The organism is Pseudoalteromonas sp. Z9A4, assembly GCF_011378845.1.
Classification (GTDB): Bacteria; Pseudomonadota; Gammaproteobacteria; order Enterobacterales; family Alteromonadaceae; genus Pseudoalteromonas; species Pseudoalteromonas arctica.
Genome location: NZ_WTLA01000040.1, coordinates 1 through 25,930, shown reverse-complemented (window position 1 = coordinate 25,930; position 25,930 = coordinate 1). Strand labels below are relative to the sequence as shown.

The window sequence follows — 25,930 nt, the reverse complement described above, 5'->3', positions numbered from 1 at the left end:
GACATTACCAGGCTTCAAATTGTAGAAAGCCCGAATCTAACGATTCGGGCTTTTTTACGTCTGCAGAAAAGTGAAATGTGCGCAATTAATATACACACACATCACAAAATCCCTCAGTCGGCCAATACAGTAGCATTTGCTACGTGACTCTCCACCGTTGTAGATGTGGCCACAAGCCATCTGCCTCACGTTATAAAGAGCCTTGCTTTATAGTCTATTAGATATTCTCATTAAGTATATAGCCTCATTTACAGACACCAGTAAGCAATTAATTGGGGTGCACTATTGTGTGCTAAGTTTACCGATGTGATTTACCGCATTACATCTATAACTAACTGCCGCTTTAGCGCGTGCAGAATAAATACACATAGCTGATAATTATACTAATCGGTAATAATGCCTAATCAATTTGGTGGATTGGCGTAAAGTTTATTTTATATTTTCTTGGTTCTAACTAACCACCTATATACACCAATAAAGAACAATGCGGCAGATCCGAAGCCACTCAACACCCAAATTACTTTTAAAATGTTACCGCCAATGCTGCCGTCATGTAGAGGGTGTATCCAGTTTTTAATTTTGCTAGCTGTACTTTGTTTATCTATATTAAACATGCTCTCTAACTTCCCTGTAAGTGCATTAACCTCTATATAACTATGTGGAAAGCAATACGAAGGATCGTTTACAGTTTGAAATCTAAATCTGTAAATGGCATTTAAGTTTGATGGTGTTTCAATCCAAGCTAAACGTGCATCGGGTACTTTTTTTTGAGCTATTAGTATCGCTTGTGATAAAGGAATATTGAATTGTTTACAAGGCTGTATTTGTGTTCTTAGAGGTGAGCTTATATTGTTAACTAGAGCGGTTAATATAGGATCTGTTTGTTTTGGAATAGCGAGCATAACACCTGTAACAGTTAAAGCTAGTAACGGTATGCAGAAGGTCAAACCAATTAGTTTATGCCAGTCGTATAGCAAACCTATTTTAGTGCTACGAGATTTAAATTTCAGTGACTTTACCCACTTACTATACTTTGAAAGCCAAGCAAAGAATCCAGAAATAAGAAGAACTATTGATGCTACACCTATATAGCCAACAATAAGTGTACCTGTTGTCCCAGTTAGTAACGAAAAATGTAAGTTGTACATCCAAGTTACTAAGTATCTTCCCCAGAACTCTTTACGTATTATTTCCTTGCTATTTATTGTTAGATAGCTAAACCATTAAGGGCGCAAAGCCTTGCTCTTTTGTTTCTATGGGCTGTAGTAGCGTGCGGGTACAATTGAGTTCACACCTGTATTTTCTAGTCGCCACGGCCCGAGCTTTGTGGGGAAATTTGCTCTTAGCGTATTGTATGCTTGATCCCAATTAGGTGGTTTTGTATTAGTGGTAGTGTCATTAATTGGATTTAACAGTGAGTCTATTTGTGGGTAATAAACTAATACGGAGCCAGAAGGGCTAATAATAGTAAGTAAAACACCTACCGATAGACTTAAGTATAAATGTAACCGCCTGAATATTTTTTGCCATGAAAGCTTTAGTGTCATTAATTAAATAGCCGTAATGAGTAATGCAGGCTTATTGGACATTAAGGAATGATTAATTACGCGGTATATTATATGGTTTTTTGATATGAGTTGTGCGACATTTTGTCGCACTTATTAAATTAGGTATTTAGAAAGTAAAACGCCAGCTCTAGGCTGGCATTAAAATACAATCTTAAAGCTTATTTAAGCTTTAGGTCCTGCATTTTTTATATCGTCTGATACGTCATACTTGGCAAAGTTTTCAGTGAAGTCTGCGGCAAGTTTTGCTGCATATTCATTGTACTTAGCTTTATCTTCCCACGTATTAATAGGATTAAGTAAGTTAGTATCTACACCTGGAACTGCTACTGGTACATCTAGGTTTAAAACATCAATGTGCTGAGTTTCAACACCCGCTAATTTACCAGATACGATTGCATCAATTACTGCACGAGTAGTTGGGATATCAAAACGTTTACCTGTGCCGTAAGGGCCGCCAGTCCAACCTGTATTCACAAGGTACACTTTAGCGCCAAACTCGCGTACACGCTTCATAAGAAGCTCAGCGTAAACACCAGCAGGGCGTGGGAAAAATGGTGCGCCAAAACATGTCGAAAATGTTGATTCAATATCGCTAGTTGAACCAATCTCAGTAGAACCAACTTTTGCAGTGTATCCACTTAAAAAGTGAAAAGCAGCAGCTTCTTCGCTAAGTATAGAAACGGGTGGTAATACACCGCTTACATCACAAGTTAAAAATACAACAGCCTTAGGTTCGCCTGCGCGGTTTTCTACTTTACGTTTTTCAACGTGTTCAAGTGGATATGCTGCACGGCTATTTTGAGTAAGGCTAGTATCGTTAAAATCTGGAACGCCTTTTTCATCTAACACTACATTTTCTAAAATAGTGCCAAAGCGAATAGCATTCCAAATTACAGGTTCATTCTTTTGTGACAGGTCGATACATTTAGCATAACAACCGCCTTCAATATTAAACACGCTTCCAGGTGCCCAGCCGTGCTCGTCATCACCAATTAGAAAGCGAGTAGGGTCTGCTGAAAGTGTTGTTTTACCCGTACCAGATAAACCGAAGAATAATGCTGTATCGCCTGCTTCACCAACATTAGCAGAACAGTGCATTGGTAATACACCTTTTGCTGGTAGTAGGAAGTTTTGTACAGAAAACATCGATTTTTTCATTTCACCGGCGTAACGCATACCTGCTAGTAATACTTTACGCTGTGCAAAGTTAATAATGACGGTGCCATCGCTATTTGTGCCATCACGTTCTGGCTCACATACAAACGAAGGAACGTTCATTACTTGCCATTGTGGTAAGTTTGAAGCGTTATAGTTCTGCGGTTCGATAAACATGTTTTTGGCAAAAATATGGTGCCACGCTGTTTCTGTAGTTACAACTACAGGTAGATAATGCTCAGGGTCTGCGCCAACTTCTAGGTGAGAGGTGAAGTGGTCATTACTTTGAACATGTGATTCTACGCGAGCCCATAATGCGTCAAATTTGTCTGCATCAAATGGACGATTAACGTTGCCCCATTGAATATCATCTTGAGTTGTTGTTTCTTGTACAATAAAACGATCTTTTGGTGAGCGACCAGTTCGTTTTCCTGTAATTGCAACAAAAGCACCATTTGCGGCTAAAGTACCTTCGCCACGGCGGATCGCATGCTCGACAAGTTCAGCTGCGGTTAAATCGACAAAACGTGTAGCGCCTGTAGTCATGTTTATACCTAACTATGTGTGAGAGTTTGAACGGATAGCTCTGGGGTTATCAGTGCTCTTAAACTGAAATTATAGTAACAGAAGGTTTTAAGATATTCGAGCCCGTAAAGCCTCTAAAAACACATATATTTAAGAAAAAACATGAATAATTTCAATGATACCGGTGTCATGAAATTAGCAGAAAAGATGACACCGGTATCATCTTTTTATAATATAAAACCGCATATTTTGCGGCTTTAATTACTATATATAGATGAACATTTAGTTGAAAATGCTTTTTATATCTTGTTCGTTAAAAACATACTCTTTTAAACAGTAATGGCAGTTAATATTAACAGACCCTTTTTCAGCTACGTCTTTAAGTAGTTCTTCTTGTCCAATATTAACAAGTGCAGTAATTGTTTTGTCACGACTACAACCACATTTGAATTTAATCGCTTGAGGTTCAAATACGCGAGGATTATCTTCGTGATAAAGGCGTGTAAGGACAGTATTAGCATCAAGGTGTAATAGTTCTTCATCTTTAATGGTGTTACTTAATGCTTCTAGGTGTGCAAAGTCTTCAATTGATTTTTGTTTATCAACTGGGAGTACTTGTAAAAATAGACCACATGCTTTTGCGCTACCTTCTGTTGTGTCGGTTGCAAACCAAAGGCGTGTTTTTAATTGCTCTGACTGCTCAAAGTAACTTTCGATACATTCACTCAGAGTATCATGCTCTAGTGGAACTATACCTTGGTAACGTTCACCCTTACTTGGTGTAATAGTGATCACCATATAGCCTTGGCCAATAAGCTCTTTTACAGTTGTGCCCGTAATTTCGCTTTGCAGGCGTGCAATACCACGCATGTTTTGTTTATCATCACCATTTATAACTGCATATTTAACTGGTCCATCACCTTGAAGCTGTACTGCAATTTCACCTTCAAACTTTAAAGTGGCGGTTAATAAACAGGTTGCAACAAGTAACTCACCTAGTAATGCTTTAACAGGGTCTGGGTAATTATGGTCGGCAATCATTTCATTATAAGCACTCTCGATTTGTACGAGTTCGCCACGAACATCTAGTTCGTTGAATAAATAACGGTGAAGTAAATCTTGTTGCATGAGCGGCTATACCTAACTTGATTTCATTTTTAAAAGTTCGCGTCTTTGCTTTTTATCCGGTTTTTTATCCGGATGAGGAGCAAAAAAGCTGTTATTTTTACGTGCGATGCTGTTCTCTTCGCGTTTAGCAATACTTGCATCAGATTCTTGATACATGGTCTGTGCAATGGGGGCGCTTTGACGTTTTTCAAGCACTGAGAGTATAGTTATCAGCTTTTCATCTACGCCCTGAGCCAGTTTTACTTTTGCGCCAACGTCTACTATTTTACTCGCTTTTGTACGTTGGCCATTATAATGTACTTTGCCGCCTTGCACCATTTCGCGTGCAACTGCGCGAGTTTTATAAAATCGCGCAGCCCATAACCATTTATCTAATCGAACTTTTAACCCATCTATAGGGTCTGAGCTGGTATTAACATTACTTTTTTTACTCATAAGGCATTTCCCCACGTTTTTATAGCTTAAAATTTATCATGAAATCATCGTAGGATGAAGGTATTACAACGGCAGTTTGTTTTTTATACGGACATGTAAAGTTAACCCAATCTGTTTACAAAGTTTAATATTAGTGTGCTTGTTGAAAGAAAAATGAAAGGGTACTATGGGTACGCGCTAACGCAGTAAATTAAAATAAGAACACTATTTATGGAACAGCAAATCCAACAACTAAAACAATTTTTAACTCGTTTACCGCATGCTAAGTTAAGTGCGTTAGTAACACTGTTAGTTGTTGTTTATCTTGCATTTTTATTATCAAAACTTGTTTGGCTTTTGTGGCCGAAACCACCAGTAACTCTACTTACCCCTATTCATTATGCTAATCAGTCATCTGGTGCGAGTAACAACTCAGCGCAGCATATTATTGAGCAATTTTTATTTGGTAAAAAAACTGTAACAAACAACAATAATACTGCAAAGCAATCGCAGGTTATAAATAATGCGCCAGAAACGCGCTTAAGTATCAATTTAACCGGTATTGTAGCGGTAAATAACGATGATAAAGCAGGTATCGCAATTATTGAATCACAAGGTAAGCAAGTAAGCTATCTTGTCGAAGAAGTTGTATCGGGCACGCGTGCTAAAGTAGCACAAATATTACCAGATCGTGTTATTTTGAGCGTTAATGGGCGTTTTGAGACATTGATGCTTGATGGGCTCGATTTTAATAAAACGGTGTCTATGCCAGTGCTCGCTGCGCGTGATGATGCTGAAATGGGTCCGCAAAAATTAGAACCAAGTGAGCTACAAATAGATGCCACTGCGGATCCTGACGTTAAAGAAGCAATTATAGAAACACGTGAAGAGTTACTCGAAGAGCCGGGCAAGCTATTTGACTATATACGTGTTTCACAAGCCATGAATGATGGTGAGCTAATTGGATATCGCTTAAGTCCAGGTAAAGAGCCTGAGCTATTTAAGCAAATGGGGTTAAAAAATAACGATTTAGCCATTTCTATAAATGGCTATCAATTAACAGATTTAAAACAGGCTATGTCAGCTATTAATGAGCTGCGTAATAGTACAGATGCCAATATCACTATAGAACGTGATGGTGAACAAATTGATGTGCAATTTAGTCTGCAATAATTTAGCTTTGGAGTTTTAATACGATGGTTCAGGTGCTACACCTCAAAAAAATTAAAAAAGGGTTAGCTAAGTACGCAGCACTTTTTTTGGCGGCAAGTATTTCTTTGTCTGTTTCTGCTGTTGAATATGCTGCTAACTTTAAAGGAACTGATATCAACGAGTTCATTAATATTGTTGGTAAAAACCTTAATAAAACAGTCATTATTGACCCTAACGTGCGCGGAAAGGTAAATGTTCGCAGTTATGAGTTAATGGACGAAGCACTTTATTATCAGTTCTTCTTAAATGTATTAGAAGTTTATGGCTACTCAGCTGTTGAAATGGACAATGGCATAATTAAGGTAGAAAAAAGCTCTGACGCTAAAAAATCAAATGTGCCACTTATTGACGAAGGTAATGAAGCTAGCGGCGACATGATGATTACACGTGTTGTACGTGTTAAAAATGTAAGCGTGCAGGAGCTTGGTCCTCTAGTTCGTCAATTTAGCGACCAAAAAGATGGCGGCCACGTTGCTAACTTCAATGCGGCTAACGTAATGATGCTAACAGGTCATGCTGCATCGGTTAATCGCTTAGTTGAGATCATTCGTTCTGTTGATCAGGCGGGTGACAAGCGCGTAGATATCGTTAAGCTAAAATATGCGACGGCAGATGATGTTGTCTCTGTGGTAGACAATATTTATAAAGACAGCGGTAAAGGCAGTGTGCCTGAATTTTTAATTCCAAAAGTTGTGGCTGATGGCCGGACTAATAGCGTTATTGTAAGCGGTGAAGGCCAAGCCCGTACACGTGCTATTGAACTAATTAAGCGCTTAGACGGTGAGTTAGAAAGCCAAGGTAACACCAAGGTGTTTTACCTAAATTACGCTAAAGCTGAAGATTTAGTCAAAGTATTGCAAGGTGTTAGTAAGTCACTTGTTGAAGATGCACAAGGCGGTACTACTAAAACTCGTAGCAGAAGCAATAATGAAAGCAGTATAGAGTCTCACCCTGACTCAAACTCATTAATTATTACCGCACAGCCAGACACAATGCGATCATTAGAATCAGTAATTGAACGCCTTGATATTCGCCGTGCCCAAGTACTGGTTGAAGCGATTATTATTGAAGTAATGGAAGGCGACGGGGTTAACTTAGGCCTGCAGTGGATTTCTGAGCAGGGCGGTATGTTGCAGTTTAACAACGGCACTACGGTTCCCGTTGGGTCATTAGCTGTTGCTGCAGAGCAAGCACAAGATACAACTGTAACTAAAACTATCATTGGTACAGAAACTGGAACCGTTACTAGTTATGACGAAACGACTGAGGGTGACTATGATGCGCTTGCTTCATTGCTAAGTGGCATTAATGGTTTAGCGCTGGGCGTTGTTAAAAATGATTGGGGCGCAATTATTCAGGCTGTTGCCACCGATACAAATTCAAATATTTTGGCTACCCCTTCTATTACTACAATGGATAACGAAGAAGCCTCTATTTTAGTCGGTCAAGAAGTGCCTATTATTACAGGCTCACAAACAGGCAGTAATAATGCTAACCCATTTCAAACAGTTGAGCGTCAAGAAGTAGGTATTAAGCTGGTAGTTACGCCACAGATTAACGATGGCTCTGCAGTACAGCTTACTATTGAGCAAGAAGTATCGAGCGTAAGTGGTGCAACTGCGGTTGATATTTCAGTAAATAAGCGTTCAATTAAAACCACGGTAATGGCCGATGATGGTGGTATGGTTGTACTTGGTGGTTTAATTGACGAAGACGTACAAGAAAGTGTTTCTAAGGTGCCCTTATTAGGCGATATCCCTATTTTAGGCCACTTGTTTAGATCAACGAATACAACGCGCCGTAAGCGTAATCTTATTGTGTTTATTCGCCCAACCATTATTCGTGATGGTGTAAGCATGAATAAGTTAAGCTTTAATAAATATAACTTTATTCGTGGTGAGCAGTTTAAACAAAAAGAAGACGGTATTGAGTTAATGCCAATGACTGATACGCCTATTTTACCTGAGTGGAATGACGAATTAGTACTTCCCCCTACGTATGAAGAGTCTCTGCGTAAACAAAATGCACAAGAGCGTAAAGATGACTAATGCGATTCAAGAGATAAACCAAGATGTGGTTCATCCTAAAACGCATAATCAGGATGAGCTATTAACGAGTGATGTATTAGTTGAGTTACCAGCAAAGCGTTTGCCGTTTTCCTATGCAAGACGTGCAGGTGTGTTACTTGGCAAAAACAAAGATCACTGCATAGTTTACTACCGTGGTGAGCTAGACGTGGAAGTACTATTAGAAGTACGCCGTATCGCAGGCCATGGTTTTACACTTGAGCAATTGGCTGATGATAAATTTGAGCTATTGCTTGAAGCGTCATACCAACGTGATAGCTCTGAAACACAACAAATGATGGAAGATATTGGCAACGAGGTTGATTTATTCTCACTTGCTGATGAACTTCCGCAAACTGAAGATTTACTGGCTGGTGACGATGATGCGCCAATAATCAAGCTTATTAACGCTATGCTAAGTGAAGCGATTAAAGAAGGGGCTTCTGATATTCATATCGAAACCTTCGAGCAAGAGCTTGTTATTCGCTTTAGGGTCGATGGCGTGCTTAAAGAAGTACTTAAGCCTAATCGTAAACTTGCATCGTTACTTGTGTCTCGTATTAAAGTAATGGCTAAGCTTGATATAGCCGAAAAACGCATTCCACAAGATGGCCGTATTAGCTTACGTATTGCCGGGCGTGCAGTTGATGTGCGTGTGTCTACAATGCCATCGAGCTTTGGTGAGCGTGTAGTACTACGTTTACTTGATAAAAACAACGCGCGTTTAAACCTTGAAGATTTAGGTATGACCGCAGATAACCGTGCATTGTTTTCAGATTTAATTAGTAAACCCCACGGCATTATTTTAGTAACAGGGCCAACGGGCTCTGGTAAAAGTACCACTCTATACGCTGGTATGAGCCAAATTAACTCACGCGATCGCAATATTCTTACCGTTGAAGATCCGATAGAGTACGAAATTCCAGGCATTGGGCAAACACAAGTTAATGCAAAAGTTGATATGACATTTGCACGTGGTTTACGTGCAATATTACGTCAAGATCCTGATGTAGTCATGGTGGGTGAAATACGCGACCTTGAAACTGCGCAAATTGGTGTCCAAGCGTCACTTACCGGTCACCTTGTTATGTCTACTCTGCATACTAATACCGCATCGGGTGCAATTACACGTATGGAAGATATGGGTGTTGAACCATTCTTACTTTCATCGTCGTTACTCGGTGTGTTATCGCAACGGCTAGTACGTACATTGTGTAATACCTGCAAAGAAGGTCACACGGCTGATGAGCATGAATGCCAGCTGTTAGGGGTTTCTTTTGAAAGCCAACCGACAATCTATCGAGCAGTAGGGTGTGAAGAGTGTAACTTTAATGGCTATCGTGGTCGTACGGGTATTCACGAGTTACTTGTAGTCGATGAAACAATACGCGAAATGATTCACAACGGTAAAGGTGAGCAAAGCGTAGAGAAATACATTCGTAAGCGCAGCCCAAGTATTCGTCAAGATGGATGTAGTCGTGTACTTGTAGGTAAAACAACACTTGAAGAAGTATTGCGTGTTACCCGTGAGGAAGGTTAACTATGGCAGCGTTTGAATACCGTGCCTTAGATGGCCGAGGTAAAGAAAAAAAAGGCATTTTAGAAGCTGATACAGCTAAACAAATTCGCCAAACTTTACGTGATCAAAAACTTACTCCGCTTGAAGTTGTCCCTGCGGCGCAAAGTGATAAACAAGTCAAAGGTGAAAAAGCCCCTTTACTCGGTGGCTTTTTTAAACCGACAATTTCAACCTCAGACTTAGCACTAATTACAAGGCAATTAGCAACACTTATTCAATCGGCACTTCCTGTTGAAGGCGCTGTTATGGCGGTTGCTGAGCAATGCGAAAAGCCGCGTTTAAAGCGTATGCTTATGTCGGTACGCTCAAAAGTGGTTGAAGGTTACACCCTTGCCGATGGTCTTAGTGAGTTTCCTCATGTTTTTGACGACTTATATCGTGCAATGGTAGCCGCAGGCGAAAAGTCGGGTCACCTTGACCAAGTACTTAATCGTTTAGCCGACTATACCGAGCAGCGCCAACATATGCGTAGCCAAATAACTCAGGCTATGGTTTACCCCATTATATTAGTGGTATTTGCAATTGGTATTGTGTCGGTATTACTGGGCACCGTAGTACCAAAAATATTAAAAACGTTTGAAAAAACGAAACAAGTACTTCCTTGGACAACCGAATGGGTTATGGCAGGCAGCCATTTTGTGCAAAATTATTGGTTTATTAGTTTAATAGCGATTACAGCTATAGCCATTGGTATTAAGCATGCACTTAAGCAGCCTAAAATACGTTTTTGGTGGGATGACCGAGTGCTACATATGCCAGGTATAGGTAAAGTGGCTCGTGGTATTAACACCGCACGTTTTGCACGTACTTTAAGTATTTTATCGTCAAGCTCGGTACCATTACTCGAGGGGATGCGTATCTCGGGCGGTGTATTAATTAACGAAAAAATTAAAAAAGCGGTTGCAGATGCATCAGATAGAGTGAGTGAGGGTGCAAGCTTAAGAGCTGCACTTCAGCAAACTAAGTTGTTTCCACCAATGATGCTGCATATGATAGCAAGTGGTGAAAAATCAGGTGAACTAGAGCAAATGTTAGAGCGTGCTGCAAATAACCAAGATCGCGAATTTGAGAGCATGGTTAATGTATCGCTTAAACTACTAGAGCCTGCGATGATCGCCTCAATGGCGGTTATTGTATTATTTATAGTAATGGCAATATTGCAGCCAATAATGGCGATGAATAAAGCTGTTGGACTTTAAGTTAGAATAAATTTTTAAATATATTAATGGTTTTACCTAAACCATTTTTACTTAATGTTTTTAGAATAATGAGGTAATTACGTGAATAAACAATCAGGTTTTTCTTTACTAGAAGTGATGGTGGTACTGGTTATCATCGGGATGATTATGTCAATTGTTGCACCTAACATTATGGGTCAGCAAGAAGAGGCTGCTATCGATAAAGCGCATCTAGATATTCAACAATTAGAAGATGCAATGAGCTTATACAAGCTTAAAAATAAGAGCTACCCAAGCACAGAGCAAGGTCTTGAAGCGCTAGTTACTCAAACAAGCATTGAACCGGTTCCAAAACGTTTCCCTGACGGTGGTTTTATTAATGAATTACCAGAAGATCCATGGGGTAATCTATATCAGCTAATTAGCCCAGGTGAAATTGGCAAGTTTGATATTTTTTCTATGGGCCCAGATGGTGAAGTAGGTACTGATGATGATATCGGTAACTGGGACGAAGAAAAACAATAATGCTTAAGTACACTGCTTTGTATGAACATGTTAATGCTAGAGGCTTGCTATGAAAGCAAGCCTTAAGCAGCGCCATGCAAAAAGCAGAGGCTTTAGTTTAATAGAGATTTTAGTGGTATTAGTGATCATCGCTTTTGCTACAAAAATGGTGGTATATAGCTTAGAAGGCGGTGCTGAGGAAGAGTTAGATACTCAAGCATTAAGGCTGCATACCACCATTAACATGGCATCGGAATTTGCCATTTTAAACCAAGTTGAATTGGGCTTATTAGTAGAAGAAAATACGTTAGAGTATTTAGTTTTCGATGGTGAAAAGTGGATTACCTTTGACCGTGAAGATCTTTTTAAACCAATAGAGTTAGATGAAAGATTAAAGCTCACGCTTAACTTAGAAGATTTAGCGTGGGCGCAAGATAACCTCTTAGAGCAATCTAACTGGCGCGAACTTATGAGTGGCGGCGATGAAGACAGCTTACTTGAGCTTAAAAAGTTGAAAATCCCACAAGTACTTATTTTGTCATCAGGTGAGGTAAGCGCGTTTCAACTTATATTAGAGTTAAAAGAGCAAAGCGAACCTGTGTATTACATTGAAGGTGAATTTGCTGCACCAGTAAACTTTCGCCGAGAGCCAGAATAATGAAGCGCACTAAAGGGTTTACCTTATTAGAGGTGTTAGTGGCATTAAGTATTTGTGCCATGGCGGGTATAGCTGCAATGCAAGCAACAAGCGAGCACATACACCACTTAACGACTATTGAAGAGCAAACCTATGCATCTTGGGTCGCCGAAAACGTTATTATTGAACAGCGTACTAAAGGCGAACAATGGCAAGGTAAAAATAACCTTAAAGGCAGCGAAGTAATGGGCGGTGTTGAATGGTTTTGGCAGCAAGAAGTAACAGCCACTGCTGACAAAAGCTTTGTTAAGTTAACCATAAATGTTTTTACGGATGAAAAATATGAGCATTCGGCATATGAGTTATCAACGTATCTCAATAAAGGCAAAAAGTAAGTGAAGCAGCGCGGGTTTACATTACTTGAAGTTATGGTAGCACTGGGTATTTTAGCTTTTGTTATTATTGCTACTCATCAAATACTCGAGACGACAACAAGAGCAAAAGATGCCTCCGATGAAAAAATTGCTGAGTTAAATGGGCTGCAAACAACATTTAGGTTAATGGATCAAGATTTTAGCCAAATGACCAAACGTGCAGTACGAAATGAATCTGGTGATGTTCAAGAACAATATTTACTTGCTGGTCGTTACGTTTTAGAAAGCCAATACGATGGTATTGCGTTTGTACGAGATGGCTGGATAAATCCAATTAATTTATTGCCACGTTCAGAACTACAAGCCGTTGGTTATAGAGTGATAGACGATAACCTTGAGCGTGTTTATCGGGTTTATGTTGATCAGCTTGATAATATGGAACCGCGAGTTCAACATGTACTAGAAAATGTTGAAGAACTTAAGTTTGAGTTTTTGGATGATAAAAACGAATGGCAAGAACAGTGGGAAATTAAAGCTCTTCCTAAAGCGGTTGCTGTTACTTTGCAACAAATAGAAGCAGAGCCAATTCGTCGTGTATTTTTAGTTCCTGGGCAAGGCAAAGTTGTTGCTACACAAAGTACGGATGTGAATAATGGTTAAGCAGCAATCATCGCGCGGCGCAGCACTTGTTATTGTTTTGTTTATTGTGGCATTAGCGGCTATTTTAGCAGTAGAAATGAGTGCTAATTTGATGGTTCAAGTGCAAAAAAGTACAAACTTGCAAGGTCACCAACAAGCTAAATGGTACGCCTACGGTGCAGAAGAGCTTGCTATTAAAGGGCTAATACAAAGTAAAAAAGATGATGCCGATAAAACAACACTCGATCAAGTGTGGGCAACTCAAGGTGATGCTTCATACCCTGTTGATAACGGCACGTTAAGTGGCAAAATTACTGATTTACAAACATGTCTAAATTTAAATGCTTTAGCCATAGCGCCAGAAGAAAATAGCGCAAGTAAAACAAACCCTGCACATAAAGCACTATTTGCATTACTTGAAAACATTGAAGATTTACCTGCTGATGAATCAGAAGAGACAATGGCAGATAGCGTATTTGATTGGCTTGACGAGGACAGTATTACATATCGCTCAGGCGCAGAAGAAGACGAGTATTTATCACGAGATTTTCCGTATATGACAGCCAATAGTTTATTTGCATCAACATCGGAATTACGCTTGGTTAAGGGCTTTAACCCATTAGTGATGGAAAAAGTACTGCCATATGTATGTGTAATACCAGGCAGTACGCTTTTATCTATTAACGTAAATACATTAATCCCAGAGCAAGCACTTATACTCAGTGCCTTAATAGAAAGCTTGAGCTTATCTGGTGCAGAGGCTGTGATAGGTGCAAGACCGCAAACTGGCTTTGACACCATTGATGAATTTTTTGAACAGGTGAAGCAACAAGGCGGTACTAATACCGACTCAGTCAAAAGTTTATTTAGTATTAAAAGCGAATATTTTAAATTACAAACGCAGGCAAATTTTGTCGACCTGCGTTTTTCGATGACCACATTACTGCACGCTAAAGACGGTGACGTAACGATACTGGCGCGAAAATTTGGAGGCGTACAGTGACAGAAATACTGTTGATCCGCACGGGTCAAACCGAGCAAGAATTGCTTAATTGGTTAATTTACTCACCACAAGAACAAGAAATAATAGCCAGTGGCGAGTTACCAAATGCAGAGCATTTAAGTGAGCTAAGCGAAAAAGCACTTACCCGAGAAGTGGTCGTGTTGTTACCAAGTGATCAAGTGCAATTAAAAACGGTCGCTTTGCCAACAAAATGGAATCGCAAGCTTGAGCAAGCATTGCCATACATGCTTGAAGAAGATATAGCATGTGACGTAGATGAACTGTTTATAGCAGTAGCGCAGCCGACAATGCTTGGTGAGCAACATGCAATTCGTGTAGCAATGACAGACCGTGAATGGTTTGAACAATGGCTCGCATTATTTGTAGAGCATAATCTATCAGTATACAGAATATTACCCGATGCTTTGTTGTTACCGCTTGCAGATGATGGCGCAGTCACCGCTATCGAACTCAATAACCAATGGTTATTTAAGCAAGGGCAATGGCACATAGGTGCGGTTGAATCTAGTTGGTTAAATGGCTACTTAACAGCCATGGGTAATCCTGATATTAAGCATTTTAGCCCAGCTAGTCAGTTTCCAGAAAGCGTTAACTTACAAGCGCAAACAAGTGAGTACGACTTACCTCTAGCATTATTTGCAAAGCAGTTAGATAGCGTTAATTTTAACTTACGCCAAGGTATGTATCAGCTTAAAAAACAAAGCGCTTTATGGTGGGGTTACTGGAAAGGCGCCGCAATTATAGCAAGTGTTGCATTGGTTTCTACGATTACAATAAAAGCTATTGAGTTACACCAACTTAATACACAAGTAGAATTAGCTAAAGCTCAAGTAGTCGACAGATACCAAAAAGCATTTCCAGGAACTAAAGTTCGCCCCAATCTAATTAAAAGCCAAATTAAAGGCGCGTTAGATAAAGTTCAAGGCTCAAGTGAGTCGGGCTTTTTAGACTTAACGACTAATTTGGTTGATGTATTTTCGCAAGTTAGCGAATTTACACCTGAAACACTTCGTTATGACAAACGTCGCAATGAGCTGCGCATTCGTGCACGTGCTAAAGACTTCCAAACTTTTGGCAAAGTAAAAATCATACTTGAAAAACAAGGTTTAACTGTTGAGCAAGGGTCTTTAAATAATGACGGTGATTATGTCGTTGGTGAAATTAAACTGCGAGGTGCAGTATGAAAAAGCAGTTAATGCAACAATGGCGCTCGCTTAAAGAGCAAGAACAACAATTGGTAATGGTCGCTGGTGGCGTGTTTATTATTTTTGTTTTAGTAATGGGAATATTTAGACCATTAAATAATGCGATAGAAAAGGCACAGCAATCTCAAATTAAACAACAAGAGCTATTAGCTTGGGTTGATGACAGTATTGTTAAGCTAAAGGCTGCGGGTAACACCAGTGTTGCTAGCAATGCAAACTTAAGCCAAATTGTTAATTCTACACGTGGGCGCCATCAAATAAGTATTAGTAAAATGCAGCCAAGTAGTGATTCGCTACGTTTGACGCTCGACTCTGTAGAATTTAATCAGTTAATAGAGTGGTTAGATGAGTTAGTGAATCAACACGGCTTAAAAATTGAAAACTTAGATTTGAGCCGCGATGATAAATCAGGCTATGTGCGTGTAAGCCGTTTAGTATTAGAGAATTAATTAATGAAAAAAATAATAACGTTATCGGCTGTCTTTTTAATTAGTTTTATTGTGTTTTGTATTATTAAATTACCAGCACATATTGCACTAGATATAGCAAAACCGTACTTTCCAAAGCAATTAGAAGTAGGCCAAACTGTAGGCACTGTTTGGCAAGGTCAAATGATGCAAGTTCGTTTTGATGGTGAACAGTTAAATAATGTGCGCTGGGACATTGCTGGCTGGAAGTTATTTACAGGCAAGCTAAATGCGAATGTGAAGTTTGGTAATGCACGAGAGCGTAGTGATATCTCGGGTTATGCTGATGTAAGTTATGGGCTTTTTAATCAAGAAGTTAAAGTGACTGACGGCCTAGTGCGCTCAACAGTAGAGCGTGCAATGCAGCGCGTGCAGCTTCCCCTACCTGTAACCGCTAAAGGACGTGTAATTTTAGAACTTGATGAATACAGCTCAGGTGCACCTTATTGTGATTCACTAAAAGGTGAAATAGCGAGCCCTAATATTGACGTGCAAGGCTTAAATGGGTGGTTTAATATTGGCCCTCTGGCTGGTAAGTTAAGCTGTAAGTCGGGCGATATTGCTATATTAATTGACCCAGATAATACGCTTGGCCTTGAGGCTGATGCTACACTTAAAGCTAATTTCGACTTTAGTGTGGCAGGTTATGTAAAACCAGATACTAGCTTACCTAAAGATGTACATGATGCGGTTAAATTTTTAGGCCGACCAGATAGCCAAGGTCGTTACCCGCTCAACTTTTAATGTTTGAATATAAAGAGTTTTAATGCAAATACCCCAATTTACTGAGCTGCACGCAAAGCAGCTCAGCACATTTTTAAATACCCAATCTCAAGCAATGACCCTTCAACAAAGCCAAGGCTATTTATTTGGCGTTATTTGTTCGCCCAATCCATTAGATGTGCATGAGTGGCTTGAGCAGATATTACCAAATACAGCTAATGATTTAGATGAAGAAGTACTTTTCTTGTTCATGGCGCTATATCATAAAATTAGTGAGCAAGTATTTGAAACTGGATACAAATTGCCTAACACATTTGATGCTGAATTTTGTAAGTCATGGAGTAAAGGTTTCTTAGTTGCAACCAAAGCTTACGCAGAGCCTTTATTAAATGCACCGCAATTAGACACTGACTTTAAACAAGCATTAGAAAGTGCGTTAAGCACATTAAGCTTTTTTGCACTCGACCAGCTAGCAATAGCTCAGATTGCCAAACAAAATAACATGACTATAGAAGCCTTGTGTCAGTACCAATATGAATCAATGGGTGACTTTGCATTAGGGTTTGCTGAACTAATTGAAGTGGTCGCAATTAATAGCGGTTTGATAACCGACGAGAGTTGGGAAGAGTAATTATTAATACCAGGCGCTTAGTTTAATCTAAGTGCCGAGCTCTAATATAATATCCGTACAGCCTTGTTTGCACTTTACTACGCCTTTACCAGGTTCACTGGTGGCTAAATTAAGTGTTAAAACCCCATTACACTTCTCACACTTTAACGTTTTGCCTTGTGCTAATTGCTTGAGCATATTGCGTTGTTTATGAAATGAGTCGCTTGCTTTTTTATTTAATCCTGAAAAATCCACTACTTTGCTCGCTTTTGCTCTAATGCTTCAGTCACTATTTTACATACCGTATTTAAACGATCGCCATAAAAATAAAGGTTTAAGTCACGTTCACGACAATAGCGTAGGTGAAATAACTGAACAGAGTCATCTGTTGTAAACGTTTTTTCTACGTACTCACCCTCAGATTCAGACAATTTAAGTTGAGTGCTGATTCTATTTTTAGCCATATTTGCAGCAGGGCTTCTGTTAACCTTACTTGCATCACTTAAAAAACCAATGCCTTCGCCTAATAACCTTTCGCGAGGTTCTTTTATAAGCGGATGATCGATTGTAAAAAAGGCAAGGATCACAACTACCAAAATAATAAATTTTTTCATGGATACGTAAACCTTGATCTAAGTAGGGTTGAATTACCATGCAGTGTAATAAACTGCATTTTAAAAGCAAGTAACTGAGATGAATAAATTATTAGCGATCTATGCCAGTAATTTTAACCAACATTGTTATAATGGTTAACAGCAGTCAGATATTTCTGAAATATCTGAAAGTATTCGAGAAGGCAATTTATTAAAGTAAATCTGCCTAGCAAGTAACTTGCTAGCTTTAAGTATAGAGTACTTGAGTATTGCTGGATTTTTATTTCCAAGCGGCGTTGAGGAACTTCGATGGACAAGCAAATTAAAGTAAAGAATATCCCTGTAGAGGTGAAAATCCAAAAACCGGATTTAAGCCGTCAAGATGATAGGTTCAATCCCCGAAATCGTATTTATGTGCGTGCCGTAAAAGGCCTACATCAATTACTTAGGCAGCGCATTGGCTTTTTAGGCCTACTTGCGTTTATGTTACTTCCTTGGATTAATTTTAACGGCCAGCAAGCAGTGCTGTTTGATCTAATTGGTCAAAAATACAATATTTTTGGTTTAACGCTATGGCCTCAAGATTTTACCATATTAGCGTTTATTTTTATGCTGGCAGCATTTGCGCTGTTTTTAGTGACCACCTTCTATGGACGGGTGTGGTGTGGCTACACATGTCCGCAAACTGTTTGGACCTTTATTTTTATTTGGTTTGAAGAAAAGCTTGAGGGCACGGCTAATCAGCGTAAAAAACTCGATCAACGACCCATGAATTTTGATAAGTTTTGGCGTAAAACGGCAAAGCATACTAGTTGGGTATTGTTTTCGTTATATACCGCCATTTCTTTTGTGGGTTACTTTACGCCAATCAGAGAGTTACTTCCTGATTTTGTAACGTTTAACGTGGGTGGTTATGCACTAGTCAGTATTATTTTCTTTGCTGCGTGTACCTATGGTAATGCCGGTTGGATGCGTGAAATTATGTGTTTACACATTTGCCCTTACTCACGTTTTCAATCAGCTATGTTTGATAAAGATACATACACTGTAACGTACGACGAAAGCCGTGGTGAAAGCCGTGGTCCTCGTTCACGTAAAGTAGATCATGAAGATTTAGAGCTAGGCGACTGTATAGACTGTAACTTGTGTGTTCAAGTGTGCCCAACAGGTATTGATATTAGAAATGGGTTACAAGCTGAGTGTATTAACTGTGGTGCATGTATTGATGCGTGTGATGGCGTAATGGATAAAATGGAATACCCGCGTGGGCTTATTTCATATACGACAGAGCGAAACCTCGAAACCCCAGAAAATAAAACGAATCCACTACGAGCTAAAATCATTGGTTACACGGTCATACTTGTTGTGCTTACGGGAGCACTTGTAGCTAATATAGCGCTGCGTAAAACAATGGACTTTGATATCATTCGTGATCGAAACCAACTATATCGTGTCGATTTTGATGGTTTAGTAGAGAACACCTACACATTAAAGGTAATCAACAAGGCGCAGTACGAGCAAACTTTTAATATTAAAGTGCAAGGGTTAGATAACTTTAAGTATATTGGTAAGCAGTCATTTACTGTGCAGGCAGGGCAATCTCATAATGTGCCATTGTCGCTTGTAATGGACCCTTATGATTTGAAGGTGTCGATGACAGAGTTTAACTTTGTGCTTTCACCGGTAGATGAGCCGGATGAGACAATATCGCAGTCGAGTAACTTTTTTAAAGCGCGATAATCACAACCTACCTTAAATAGGTAAGTTGATATAGCAATTAACAAAAGCGGGTATATAACCCGCTTTTTATTTTATATAAGAAGAGTATGAGTAAATTTAGTTTTATTGACTTAACACCTGACCTAATACTCGATGCAATAGAAAGCGTAGGTGTGTACGCTGAATCTGGTTTGTTGGCACTCAATAGCTATGAAAACAGAGTGTACCAATTTAAAGCCGATGATGGCCTGCGTTACGTAGTGAAGTTTTATCGCCCAGAGCGCTGGAGTAAAGAGCAAATTCAAGAAGAGCATGATTTTGCATTTGAACTGGCAGAAGCGGAAGTGCCTGTTGTTGCCCCTATTTTATATAATGGGCAAAGCTTGTTTGAACACGAAGGTTATTTGTTTGTGTTGTTTCCAAGTGTCGGCGGGCGTTTATTTGAGGTTGATAACTTAGACCAGCTTGATGTAATGGGGCGTTTAATTGGCCGTATGCACCAAGTAGCTAAAACAAAGCCTTTTACTTATAGGCCAACAGTTACTTGCGAGGAGTATTTACATACAGCCAAAGTTCATCTTCAAAAAAGTAACTTAGTGCCTATGGGAATAAATACTGCCTTTTATACTATTTTAGATTTAGTGATAGAGCAGGCGCAAAAACAGTATAAAGATGTGCAAAGTATTCGCTTACATGGTGACTGCCACGTTGGTAATATTTTGTGGGCAGGTGATGCGCTAATGTTTGTTGATTTAGATGACAGCCGCCAAGGTCCTGCAATCCAAGATTTATGGATGATGCTCAGTGGCGATAGAGCGACGCAACTGTTACAGTTAGACACCCTTGTGAGTGCGTATGAAGAGTTTTGTGATTTTGATCACTCTCAACTCAAATTAATTGAACCGCTGCGAGCGATGCGTATTATCCATTATATGGGATGGGTAGCTAAACGATGGAGCGATCCTGCCTTTGTGCGGAACTTTACATGGTTTGCTGATGACAAATACTGGGAGCAACAAATTTTAGCACTGAAGGAGCAACTTGCAGCACTGCAAGAAGCACCGTTAAAGTTATTGCCGTAATATTTTATTTAAAGACAAGTACAACGAGATACAAATGCTTAAAAAATTAAAACTGAGTTTATTACTTTTATGTTTACCATTTGCAGCACTTGCTGCACAGTTTGAAGTTGATAATCAATACACTGTTATTGATGTAGACAAAAGTACATCACCACAAGTAACCGAGTTTTTCTCATTTTACTGTCCACATTGCTTTAAGTTTGAACCAGTAGCAAAAGCAATTGAACAAGGCTTGCCAGAAGGCGCGGAGTTTATTAAAAACCACGTGAACTTTTTAGGTGGCGTGTCGCCACAAGCACAAAGTAATTTAAGCTTTGCCTACTTAATTGCTAAGCAGCATGGTCAGGCGCAGAGTATTAGCGATCAAATTTTTAAAAGTATTCATGTTCAGCGTGCTCCTTTAACTGAAATGAAAGACGTTAAAAAATTACTTGAAGTAAACGGTATTGATAGCGCAACGTTTGATCAAGAAATTGCAAGCATGCCAGTTATTTCGGCTGAGCAAGCAATGCAAAACAAACAAAATAAATATTCAAAATTAGGCGCACTTACAGGTGTACCTACTTTTATTGTTAACGATAAATATAAAATAAACCTCAACACCATCAAAAATCAAAAAGAACTTGATGAGTTAGTAGCGTTTTTATTAGCACTATAAATTTCGGAGCATAATAATGATTAAATTAGTTAAAGCAGGTTTGCTTGCAGTACTACTTCCTATGGCGGCAACAAGCTTTGCAGCAACGTATGAAGAAGGCGTGCATTACGACGTTGTTTCTGAGCGCGCAACAAAAAAGCCAGAAATTAAAGAGTTTTTCTCATTTTACTGCCCTGCATGTAATAACATGGAAGCACTAATTGGTGAGTTTAAGCCTAAGCTTGATAAAAACGTTAAATTTAAAAAGAGCCATGTTGATTTTGTAGGTGTACGCGACCCAGAAAACCAACAGATGATGAGCCAAGCACTCGCTACTGCAGAAGTGCTTCCGCAAAAAGATAAAATTGTCTCTGCAATCTTTAATCATATTCATACAAAGCGCGCTAGTTTTAATGAGCTTGCAGATGTAAAAGATATATTTGTAGCGCAGGGCGTTGATGGCGATAAGTTTGATAAGCTGTTTAAAAGCTTCTCGGTACGTACGCTGAGCTCTAAAATGAAACGCGATCAAGACTACTTTAAAGAAAAAGGCGCACTACGTGGCGTACCTACATTTATTGTAAATGGTAAGTATAAATTAAACCTAGGTCGTGAGTCGGGTATTACTGAACCAGAAGATATTAGCAAACTGATTAATTACTTAGCTAACAAGTAAGTTTAGCTAAAACTAAAAAAGCTCCTACAAGGAGCTTTTTTTATGGGTAACGTTTACTGAGCGTATTTATTTGCGCTGCAAGAAAACACCCGACTCAATGTGATGTGTATATGGGAACTGATCAAATATAGCAAAGCGCTTAACGTTGTGCGTACGTGTTAGGTGATCAAGGTCACGCTCAAGGGTTTCAGGATTACACGATATATAAATTATGCTTTCGTAGTTAGCTACTAAGTCACACGTTAATTCATCCATGCCCGCGCGCGGTGGATCAACTAATATGGTTTGGCAGTCATAGCTTTTAAGGTCAATACCGTCTAAACGAGAGAAAGTACGCTCGCCATTCATTGCTTGAGTAAACTCTTCACTAGACATACGAATAATATCTAAGTTCTCTACGTTATTTTTAGCAATATTGTATTGAGCAGAATGAACAGATGATTTTGATATTTCTGTTGCTAATACTTTATTAAAACAGCCCGCTAACGCAATTGAAAAGTTACCGTTACCGCAATACAGTTCTAATAAATCATTTTTAAGTGGTTTACATAAATCTTGCGCCCACTCCAGCATATTAATATTTACTTTTGCATTAGGCTGAGTAAAGCTATTTTCTACTTGTTGATAAATAAGCTCTTGACCATTAACTGTTAAACGCTCAGTTACAAAGTCATCACCCAGCACTTCTTTTTGTTTGCGAGCACGGCCGATAAAGTCAATTTTGTATTTACTGCTTAGTTTTTCTTTAAGCGCTTTAATTTCACTTAACCATTCATCATCAAGTGGTTTGTGATAAAGCAAGCTTACTAAAATTTCACCGCTTAGCGTGGATAGGTAATCGATTTGAAATAACTTACGACGTAATATTTCACAAGGCTTAAGATGCTCAATCATCACCTGCATTATTTCACCAACTAGAGGCGCTGCTGGATCAAATGTATCAACACGGATTTTTTCTTTTGTTTGTTGATCAAACATAATGTGAAACAGATCGTCACCGTCGTGCCATACTCTAAATTCAGCACGTTGGCGGTAGTTAGTTGGCTCTGAGCTAAATACTTCTAGTTGCTCCACACCAAAACGTTGGAACTGTGCACTAATACGCTGCTCTTTTTCACTTAACTGCGTTTGGTACTGTGTGGTATCTATTTTAATAACTGCCATTAACGCTACTACCTTATCTAAGATCTGTTTATCGGCGCTATTGTAGGGAGCGCTGCGTATTTGTCTAGTTTTGGCTAGCATTTATGCTGTTTTATTGAACATTGTACTTTAGTTTTTGTTGTTATAGCCGATAATAAACTACGCACGCTTAGGAGACGAATCATGAAAATAGGTAATTATGGCTTTACGCCAAACAACAACATCAATAAATTCAATAATAAAGCTGATATACAGCAACCTACAATTACGTCTCCTCAAGATAGCTATCAACAACGAGGCCGAGAGTTGGCCGCAAAGGTGCTTGGCGATAAAATGGCTGAGCAGCTTGGATTGCCTATCGCAGAAAAAAAAGCAGATAAACCACTATTTGATTTTGATGAAATAGTAAAAAACGTACTCGATTTTGTAAGTCGTGCTGTTAATAAAGCAAAAGCTAATGGCGCTGATGACGAAAAGCTCAAAGATATGTTAGGCGACGCGCGCAAAGGAGTCCAAATAGGGATTGACGACGCTGTTGATGAACTCAAAGGTACAGGTGTATTTAATGATGACATGGAAGAGGGGATTAATAAGTCCAAAGAGGGAATTTACAATGGGCTCGATAAGTTTGAAGAGTCGTTATTTAACCCACAACCTGCCAGCGTAAATATAAGCCAGGCTCAATATGTCAGTATGACGAGTAATGCAGAGTATAAATTTACCACCGCAGAGGGTGACGAGGTAAGTATTAGCTTTGCAGATGCATTTGAATCTCAGTCGGCAAGTGGCTATCAGCAAAACAGTAATAGCGAGTCGTTTGCAAGCTCATCATCGCAATCTCGACAGGTATCATTTTCGATGTCGGTTAATGGTGACTTAAATGAGCAAGAGCAAGAAGCTATTAATGCAATGATGGAAGACTTACAAGATCTAAGTAAAACCTTTTTTGGTGGTGATTTAGATGAAGCATTTGAACAAGCGCAAGAGCTGAGTTTAGACAGCGATCAGCTGGTGGCTTTTTCTATGGATTTACGCCAAACAAAAACAATAGCAACAGTTAAAAGCTATGAAGAATATAGACCAGCACCAGAAAAACGAGTAGCGGAAGGTTTAGCTCCTTTTAATGATGACCTTAAAAATGCTTTTGAAAAAGCGGGTGAGCTTGGATTACAAAATCAGCTAGCTGGCATTCTCCAATGGTTAAATCAAGATCAGGAGCAAATAGATAAGTTAGTGGATTACACAAAGTCTATGTTCGAAAACCTTAATCAGTTAAATTCGGCAGCCGACGAGCTTGCTGATTTAGAAACCACGCAAAGTTAAACTACTTTCTTTTATAAATACCTCATGGCAAACTGCCGTTCTTAAAGTAAAGTGGGAACGGTAGTTTGTCAGCGCATATAATGGTCTTTGATTCAGGTATTGGTGGAACTACTGTACTTGAGCATATAAAGCAAAGTATCCCCAATGCTCAGTACAGTTATTTTATGGATAATGCATTACTACCTTATGGTGCTCAATCCCAAAAAACAATCATTAACCGATTATGCTCACTTATTCATTTCATCAAAGCTAATACGCTTAACGTTGATTTAATTGTAATAGCGTGTAATACCGCTTCTACATCTGCACTTAGCGCTGTTCGCCAAATGACAGATATTCCTATAGTAGGTGTTGTGCCAGCAATAAAGCCTGCGGCAGAGTTAACACGTTCAAATCATATTGGCTTATTAGCCACACCGGCAACGGTCGCCAGTTCATACACTAAAACATTAATTACTGAGCATGCACGTAATGTAACCGTTAATCTATATAGCAGTGTGGAGTTAGTAACTTTAGCTGAGCAATACTTTTTTACAGAGTCTTTGGATACAAACAAGTTGCATCAAGTGCTTGATGACCTACATATAGATAAAACTATAGATGTACTTGTATTAGGATGTACGCACTTTCCAATATTAGCAGAGCCTATTAGTCAGTATTTTAAAGGGAATGTAAAATTACTTGATTCAGGTGTAGCGATAGCAAACAGAGTCAACTACCTACTTAACCAACTTAACTTGTGTGTGAATAAACTAACAGACATAAAAAAGCCGCTGCAATATTATGCAACGGCTGATGTGTTTAGCAATAAGCTAGCGGTAAAGCTAGTTACACTGACTGATCCGTCTCAGTACGTAGAGCATTAGAATCATCTTCTTGTTTTTGTTTTGCTTCACGTACCTTTAAAGTACGTTGTTGGAACTCGCTATCGTTCAAGTTAGCAATTGCATTGTCTGCATCAGCTTGCGCCATTTCAACAAAACCAAAGCCACGACGCTTGCCAGTATTCTTATCCTTTAATAAACGAACATTGAATACTTTGCCTTGTTCTTCAAATAATGCACGAACCACACCTTCGTTTGCACGATAAGGAAGGTTACCAACATAAAGCGTTTTTGTTTTAACTTCAGCTTCTTCAGTCACATCAGATGACATTGCAGCAATAGCAATCGCACCTATTAATAAACCAGCACCAAATAGTAATGCAGGGTTTAAAGCTAAGCCGCCTAAAGCAAACTCAACAACAACAAAACCAACTACAGCAAGAATAACAGAGAAGATAAAAGATTTTTGATCGGGTAATTTCATTTTAGATCTACCAATAAACAGGAAATAAACATTAATTTAACATTGTGAACTTGCTATCTTAACGTCTAAATCAAACATAGCAATGATATTTGTATTAAATAATAAATAAGAGCACAAAAAAGCATCATCTTAGGAAGGTTTTCATATGGTTTTACATGGTTTTGTTCTATTTTTGTTCGAACAGTAAAAAGATCTAAAAAAAGGGTTGATCTGTTTTCGGATCTCCCTATAATGCGACCCCACTGAGACGGGAAACGCCAACGCATAGTGAGGCACGAACTACTCAGAGAGTTAAATAAAACTTCGGTTTTAAATCTTCTAAAAAGAAAGTTTAAAACTAAGTGTTGACTCAAAAAATAAAGGGTGTATTATTCGCATCCCTTGAGGCGCTAAAGCGACTCAAAACGTTCTTTAACAATATAAAGCAATCATCTGTGTGGG

Annotated in this window: 28 protein-coding genes; 19 read left to right on the top strand and 9 right to left on the bottom strand. The window is 39.0% G+C overall.

Annotation, left to right across the window (positions count from 1 at the left end; translation table 11 throughout):
- Positions 1 to 434: 434 nt before the first annotated feature.
- From GQR54_RS19670 to hslR, 5 genes are all read right to left on the bottom strand, one after another.
- Entirely contained in the window at positions 435 to 1,187 is a 753-nt protein-coding gene (locus tag GQR54_RS19670) for a PepSY-associated TM helix domain-containing protein (protein ID WP_346766098.1), read from the bottom strand.
- A 66-nt stretch (positions 1,188 to 1,253) separates the two neighbouring features.
- Positions 1,254 to 1,547, bottom strand: coding sequence for a PepSY-associated TM helix domain-containing protein (locus GQR54_RS19665; protein WP_231609392.1), 294 nt, complete (start codon positions 1,545 to 1,547; stop codon positions 1,254 to 1,256).
- A gap of 183 nt (positions 1,548 to 1,730) precedes the next feature.
- Positions 1,731 to 3,269 carry a phosphoenolpyruvate carboxykinase gene (locus GQR54_RS18560; RefSeq protein WP_010555418.1) on the bottom strand — a complete coding sequence of 513 codons (1,539 nt, stop codon included), beginning with the start codon at positions 3,267 to 3,269 and terminating at the stop codon, positions 1,731 to 1,733.
- A gap of 261 nt (positions 3,270 to 3,530) precedes the next feature.
- Entirely contained in the window at positions 3,531 to 4,376 is an 846-nt protein-coding gene (gene hslO, locus GQR54_RS18555; RefSeq protein WP_166379513.1) for an Hsp33 family molecular chaperone HslO, read from the bottom strand.
- A 12-nt stretch (positions 4,377 to 4,388) separates the two neighbouring features.
- Positions 4,389 to 4,811 carry a ribosome-associated heat shock protein Hsp15 gene (hslR, locus tag GQR54_RS18550; RefSeq protein WP_166379511.1) on the bottom strand — a complete coding sequence of 141 codons (423 nt, stop codon included), beginning with the start codon at positions 4,809 to 4,811 and terminating at the stop codon, positions 4,389 to 4,391.
- Positions 4,812 to 5,021: 210 nt separating this feature from the next.
- Here hslR and gspC point away from each other — a divergent pair, with 210 nt between their 5' ends.
- The 13 genes from gspC (at position 5,022) to GQR54_RS18485 (ending at position 17,029) form a co-directional block, all read left to right on the top strand.
- Entirely contained in the window at positions 5,022 to 5,963 is a 942-nt protein-coding gene (gene gspC, locus GQR54_RS18545) for a type II secretion system protein GspC (protein WP_166379509.1), read from the top strand.
- Positions 5,964 to 5,986: 23 nt separating this feature from the next.
- Positions 5,987 to 8,050, top strand: a complete 2,064-nt coding sequence (gspD, locus tag GQR54_RS18540) for a type II secretion system secretin GspD (RefSeq protein ID WP_166379507.1) — start codon at positions 5,987 to 5,989, stop codon at positions 8,048 to 8,050.
- Positions 8,043 to 9,608 carry a type II secretion system ATPase GspE gene (gspE, locus tag GQR54_RS18535; protein WP_166379505.1) on the top strand — a complete coding sequence of 522 codons (1,566 nt, stop codon included), beginning with the start codon at positions 8,043 to 8,045 and terminating at the stop codon, positions 9,606 to 9,608. Before gspD ends, gspE begins: the two co-directional genes overlap by 8 nt.
- 2 nt (positions 9,609 to 9,610) lie before the next feature.
- A complete protein-coding gene (gspF, locus tag GQR54_RS18530; protein ID WP_002962033.1) occupies positions 9,611 to 10,846 on the top strand; it encodes a type II secretion system inner membrane protein GspF in 1,236 nt (411 codons plus the stop codon).
- Between the two features lie 81 nt (positions 10,847 to 10,927).
- Positions 10,928 to 11,350 (top strand): type II secretion system major pseudopilin GspG, encoded by a 423-nt coding sequence (gspG, locus tag GQR54_RS18525; RefSeq protein ID WP_007586585.1) that lies wholly within the window; start codon positions 10,928 to 10,930, stop codon positions 11,348 to 11,350.
- A 49-nt stretch (positions 11,351 to 11,399) separates the two neighbouring features.
- Positions 11,400 to 11,987, top strand: coding sequence for a prepilin-type N-terminal cleavage/methylation domain-containing protein (locus GQR54_RS18520; RefSeq protein ID WP_010555414.1), 588 nt, complete (start codon positions 11,400 to 11,402; stop codon positions 11,985 to 11,987).
- On the top strand, positions 11,987 to 12,361 hold the full coding sequence (gspI, locus tag GQR54_RS18515; protein WP_002962039.1) for a type II secretion system minor pseudopilin GspI: 375 nt from the start codon (positions 11,987 to 11,989) through the stop codon (positions 12,359 to 12,361). The genes GQR54_RS18520 and gspI overlap by 1 nt, the downstream gene beginning before the upstream one ends.
- Complete coding sequence (gene gspJ / locus GQR54_RS18510) at positions 12,362 to 13,000, top strand: type II secretion system minor pseudopilin GspJ (protein ID WP_166379503.1); 639 nt, start codon at positions 12,362 to 12,364, stop codon at positions 12,998 to 13,000.
- Entirely contained in the window at positions 12,993 to 13,982 is a 990-nt protein-coding gene (gene gspK / locus GQR54_RS18505; protein WP_166379501.1) for a type II secretion system minor pseudopilin GspK, read from the top strand. Before gspJ ends, gspK begins: the two co-directional genes overlap by 8 nt.
- A complete protein-coding gene (gene gspL, locus GQR54_RS18500; RefSeq protein WP_007586580.1) occupies positions 13,979 to 15,187 on the top strand; it encodes a type II secretion system protein GspL in 1,209 nt (402 codons plus the stop codon). Before gspK ends, gspL begins: the two co-directional genes overlap by 4 nt.
- Entirely contained in the window at positions 15,184 to 15,657 is a 474-nt protein-coding gene (locus tag GQR54_RS18495; RefSeq protein WP_010555411.1) for a type II secretion system protein M, read from the top strand. The genes gspL and GQR54_RS18495 overlap by 4 nt, the downstream gene beginning before the upstream one ends.
- Before the next feature lie 3 nt (positions 15,658 to 15,660).
- Positions 15,661 to 16,419: a type II secretion system protein N gene (locus GQR54_RS18490; protein ID WP_166379499.1), complete on the top strand. Its 759-nt coding sequence runs from the start codon at positions 15,661 to 15,663 to the stop codon at positions 16,417 to 16,419.
- Between the two features lie 22 nt (positions 16,420 to 16,441).
- A complete protein-coding gene (locus GQR54_RS18485; protein ID WP_007586574.1) occupies positions 16,442 to 17,029 on the top strand; it encodes a UPF0149 family protein in 588 nt (195 codons plus the stop codon).
- Between the two features lie 27 nt (positions 17,030 to 17,056).
- On the opposite strand, the gene GQR54_RS18480 is transcribed toward GQR54_RS18485, so the two are convergent.
- The gene (locus tag GQR54_RS18480; RefSeq protein WP_007586570.1) at positions 17,057 to 17,263 is read right to left on the bottom strand and encodes a hypothetical protein; all 207 of its coding nucleotides are present in this window, start codon (positions 17,261 to 17,263) and stop codon (positions 17,057 to 17,059) included.
- Entirely contained in the window at positions 17,263 to 17,622 is a 360-nt protein-coding gene (locus tag GQR54_RS18475; RefSeq protein WP_007586569.1) for a hypothetical protein, read from the bottom strand. Before GQR54_RS18475 ends, GQR54_RS18480 begins: the two co-directional genes overlap by 1 nt.
- A 288-nt stretch (positions 17,623 to 17,910) precedes the next feature.
- On the opposite strand from GQR54_RS18475, the gene ccoG reads away from it, so the two are divergent.
- The 4 genes from ccoG to GQR54_RS18455 all read left to right on the top strand — a co-directional run bounded on the left by ccoG (position 17,911) and on the right by GQR54_RS18455 (position 21,715).
- A complete protein-coding gene (gene ccoG, locus GQR54_RS18470; protein WP_007586568.1) occupies positions 17,911 to 19,341 on the top strand; it encodes a cytochrome c oxidase accessory protein CcoG in 1,431 nt (476 codons plus the stop codon).
- Positions 19,342 to 19,427: 86 nt separating this feature from the next.
- Complete coding sequence (locus GQR54_RS18465) at positions 19,428 to 20,402, top strand: serine/threonine protein kinase (protein ID WP_010555410.1); 975 nt, start codon at positions 19,428 to 19,430, stop codon at positions 20,400 to 20,402.
- 34 nt (positions 20,403 to 20,436) lie between these two features.
- Positions 20,437 to 21,060, top strand: a complete 624-nt coding sequence (locus GQR54_RS18460) for a thiol:disulfide interchange protein DsbA/DsbL (protein ID WP_007586563.1) — start codon at positions 20,437 to 20,439, stop codon at positions 21,058 to 21,060.
- Positions 21,061 to 21,076: 16 nt separating this feature from the next.
- On the top strand, positions 21,077 to 21,715 hold the full coding sequence (locus GQR54_RS18455) for a thiol:disulfide interchange protein DsbA/DsbL (RefSeq protein WP_010555409.1): 639 nt from the start codon (positions 21,077 to 21,079) through the stop codon (positions 21,713 to 21,715).
- A 66-nt stretch (positions 21,716 to 21,781) separates the two neighbouring features.
- Here GQR54_RS18455 and trmA read toward each other — a convergent pair whose 3' ends face one another.
- Complete coding sequence (gene trmA, locus GQR54_RS18450) at positions 21,782 to 22,879, bottom strand: tRNA (uridine(54)-C5)-methyltransferase TrmA (protein WP_007582854.1); 1,098 nt, start codon at positions 22,877 to 22,879, stop codon at positions 21,782 to 21,784.
- Positions 22,880 to 23,041: 162 nt separating this feature from the next.
- Here trmA and GQR54_RS18445 point away from each other — a divergent pair, with 162 nt between their 5' ends.
- Positions 23,042 to 24,181: a DUF5610 domain-containing protein gene (locus GQR54_RS18445; RefSeq protein WP_165729491.1), complete on the top strand. Its 1,140-nt coding sequence runs from the start codon at positions 23,042 to 23,044 to the stop codon at positions 24,179 to 24,181.
- Positions 24,182 to 24,246: 65 nt separating this feature from the next.
- Positions 24,247 to 25,047, top strand: a complete 801-nt coding sequence (gene murI, locus GQR54_RS18440; protein ID WP_166379497.1) for a glutamate racemase — start codon at positions 24,247 to 24,249, stop codon at positions 25,045 to 25,047.
- Here the strand turns inward: murI and GQR54_RS18435 are convergent.
- Positions 25,010 to 25,489: an RNA-binding protein gene (locus tag GQR54_RS18435; protein ID WP_007582860.1), complete on the bottom strand. Its 480-nt coding sequence runs from the start codon at positions 25,487 to 25,489 to the stop codon at positions 25,010 to 25,012. The genes murI and GQR54_RS18435 overlap by 38 nt on opposite strands.
- Positions 25,490 to 25,930 lie beyond the last annotated feature (441 nt).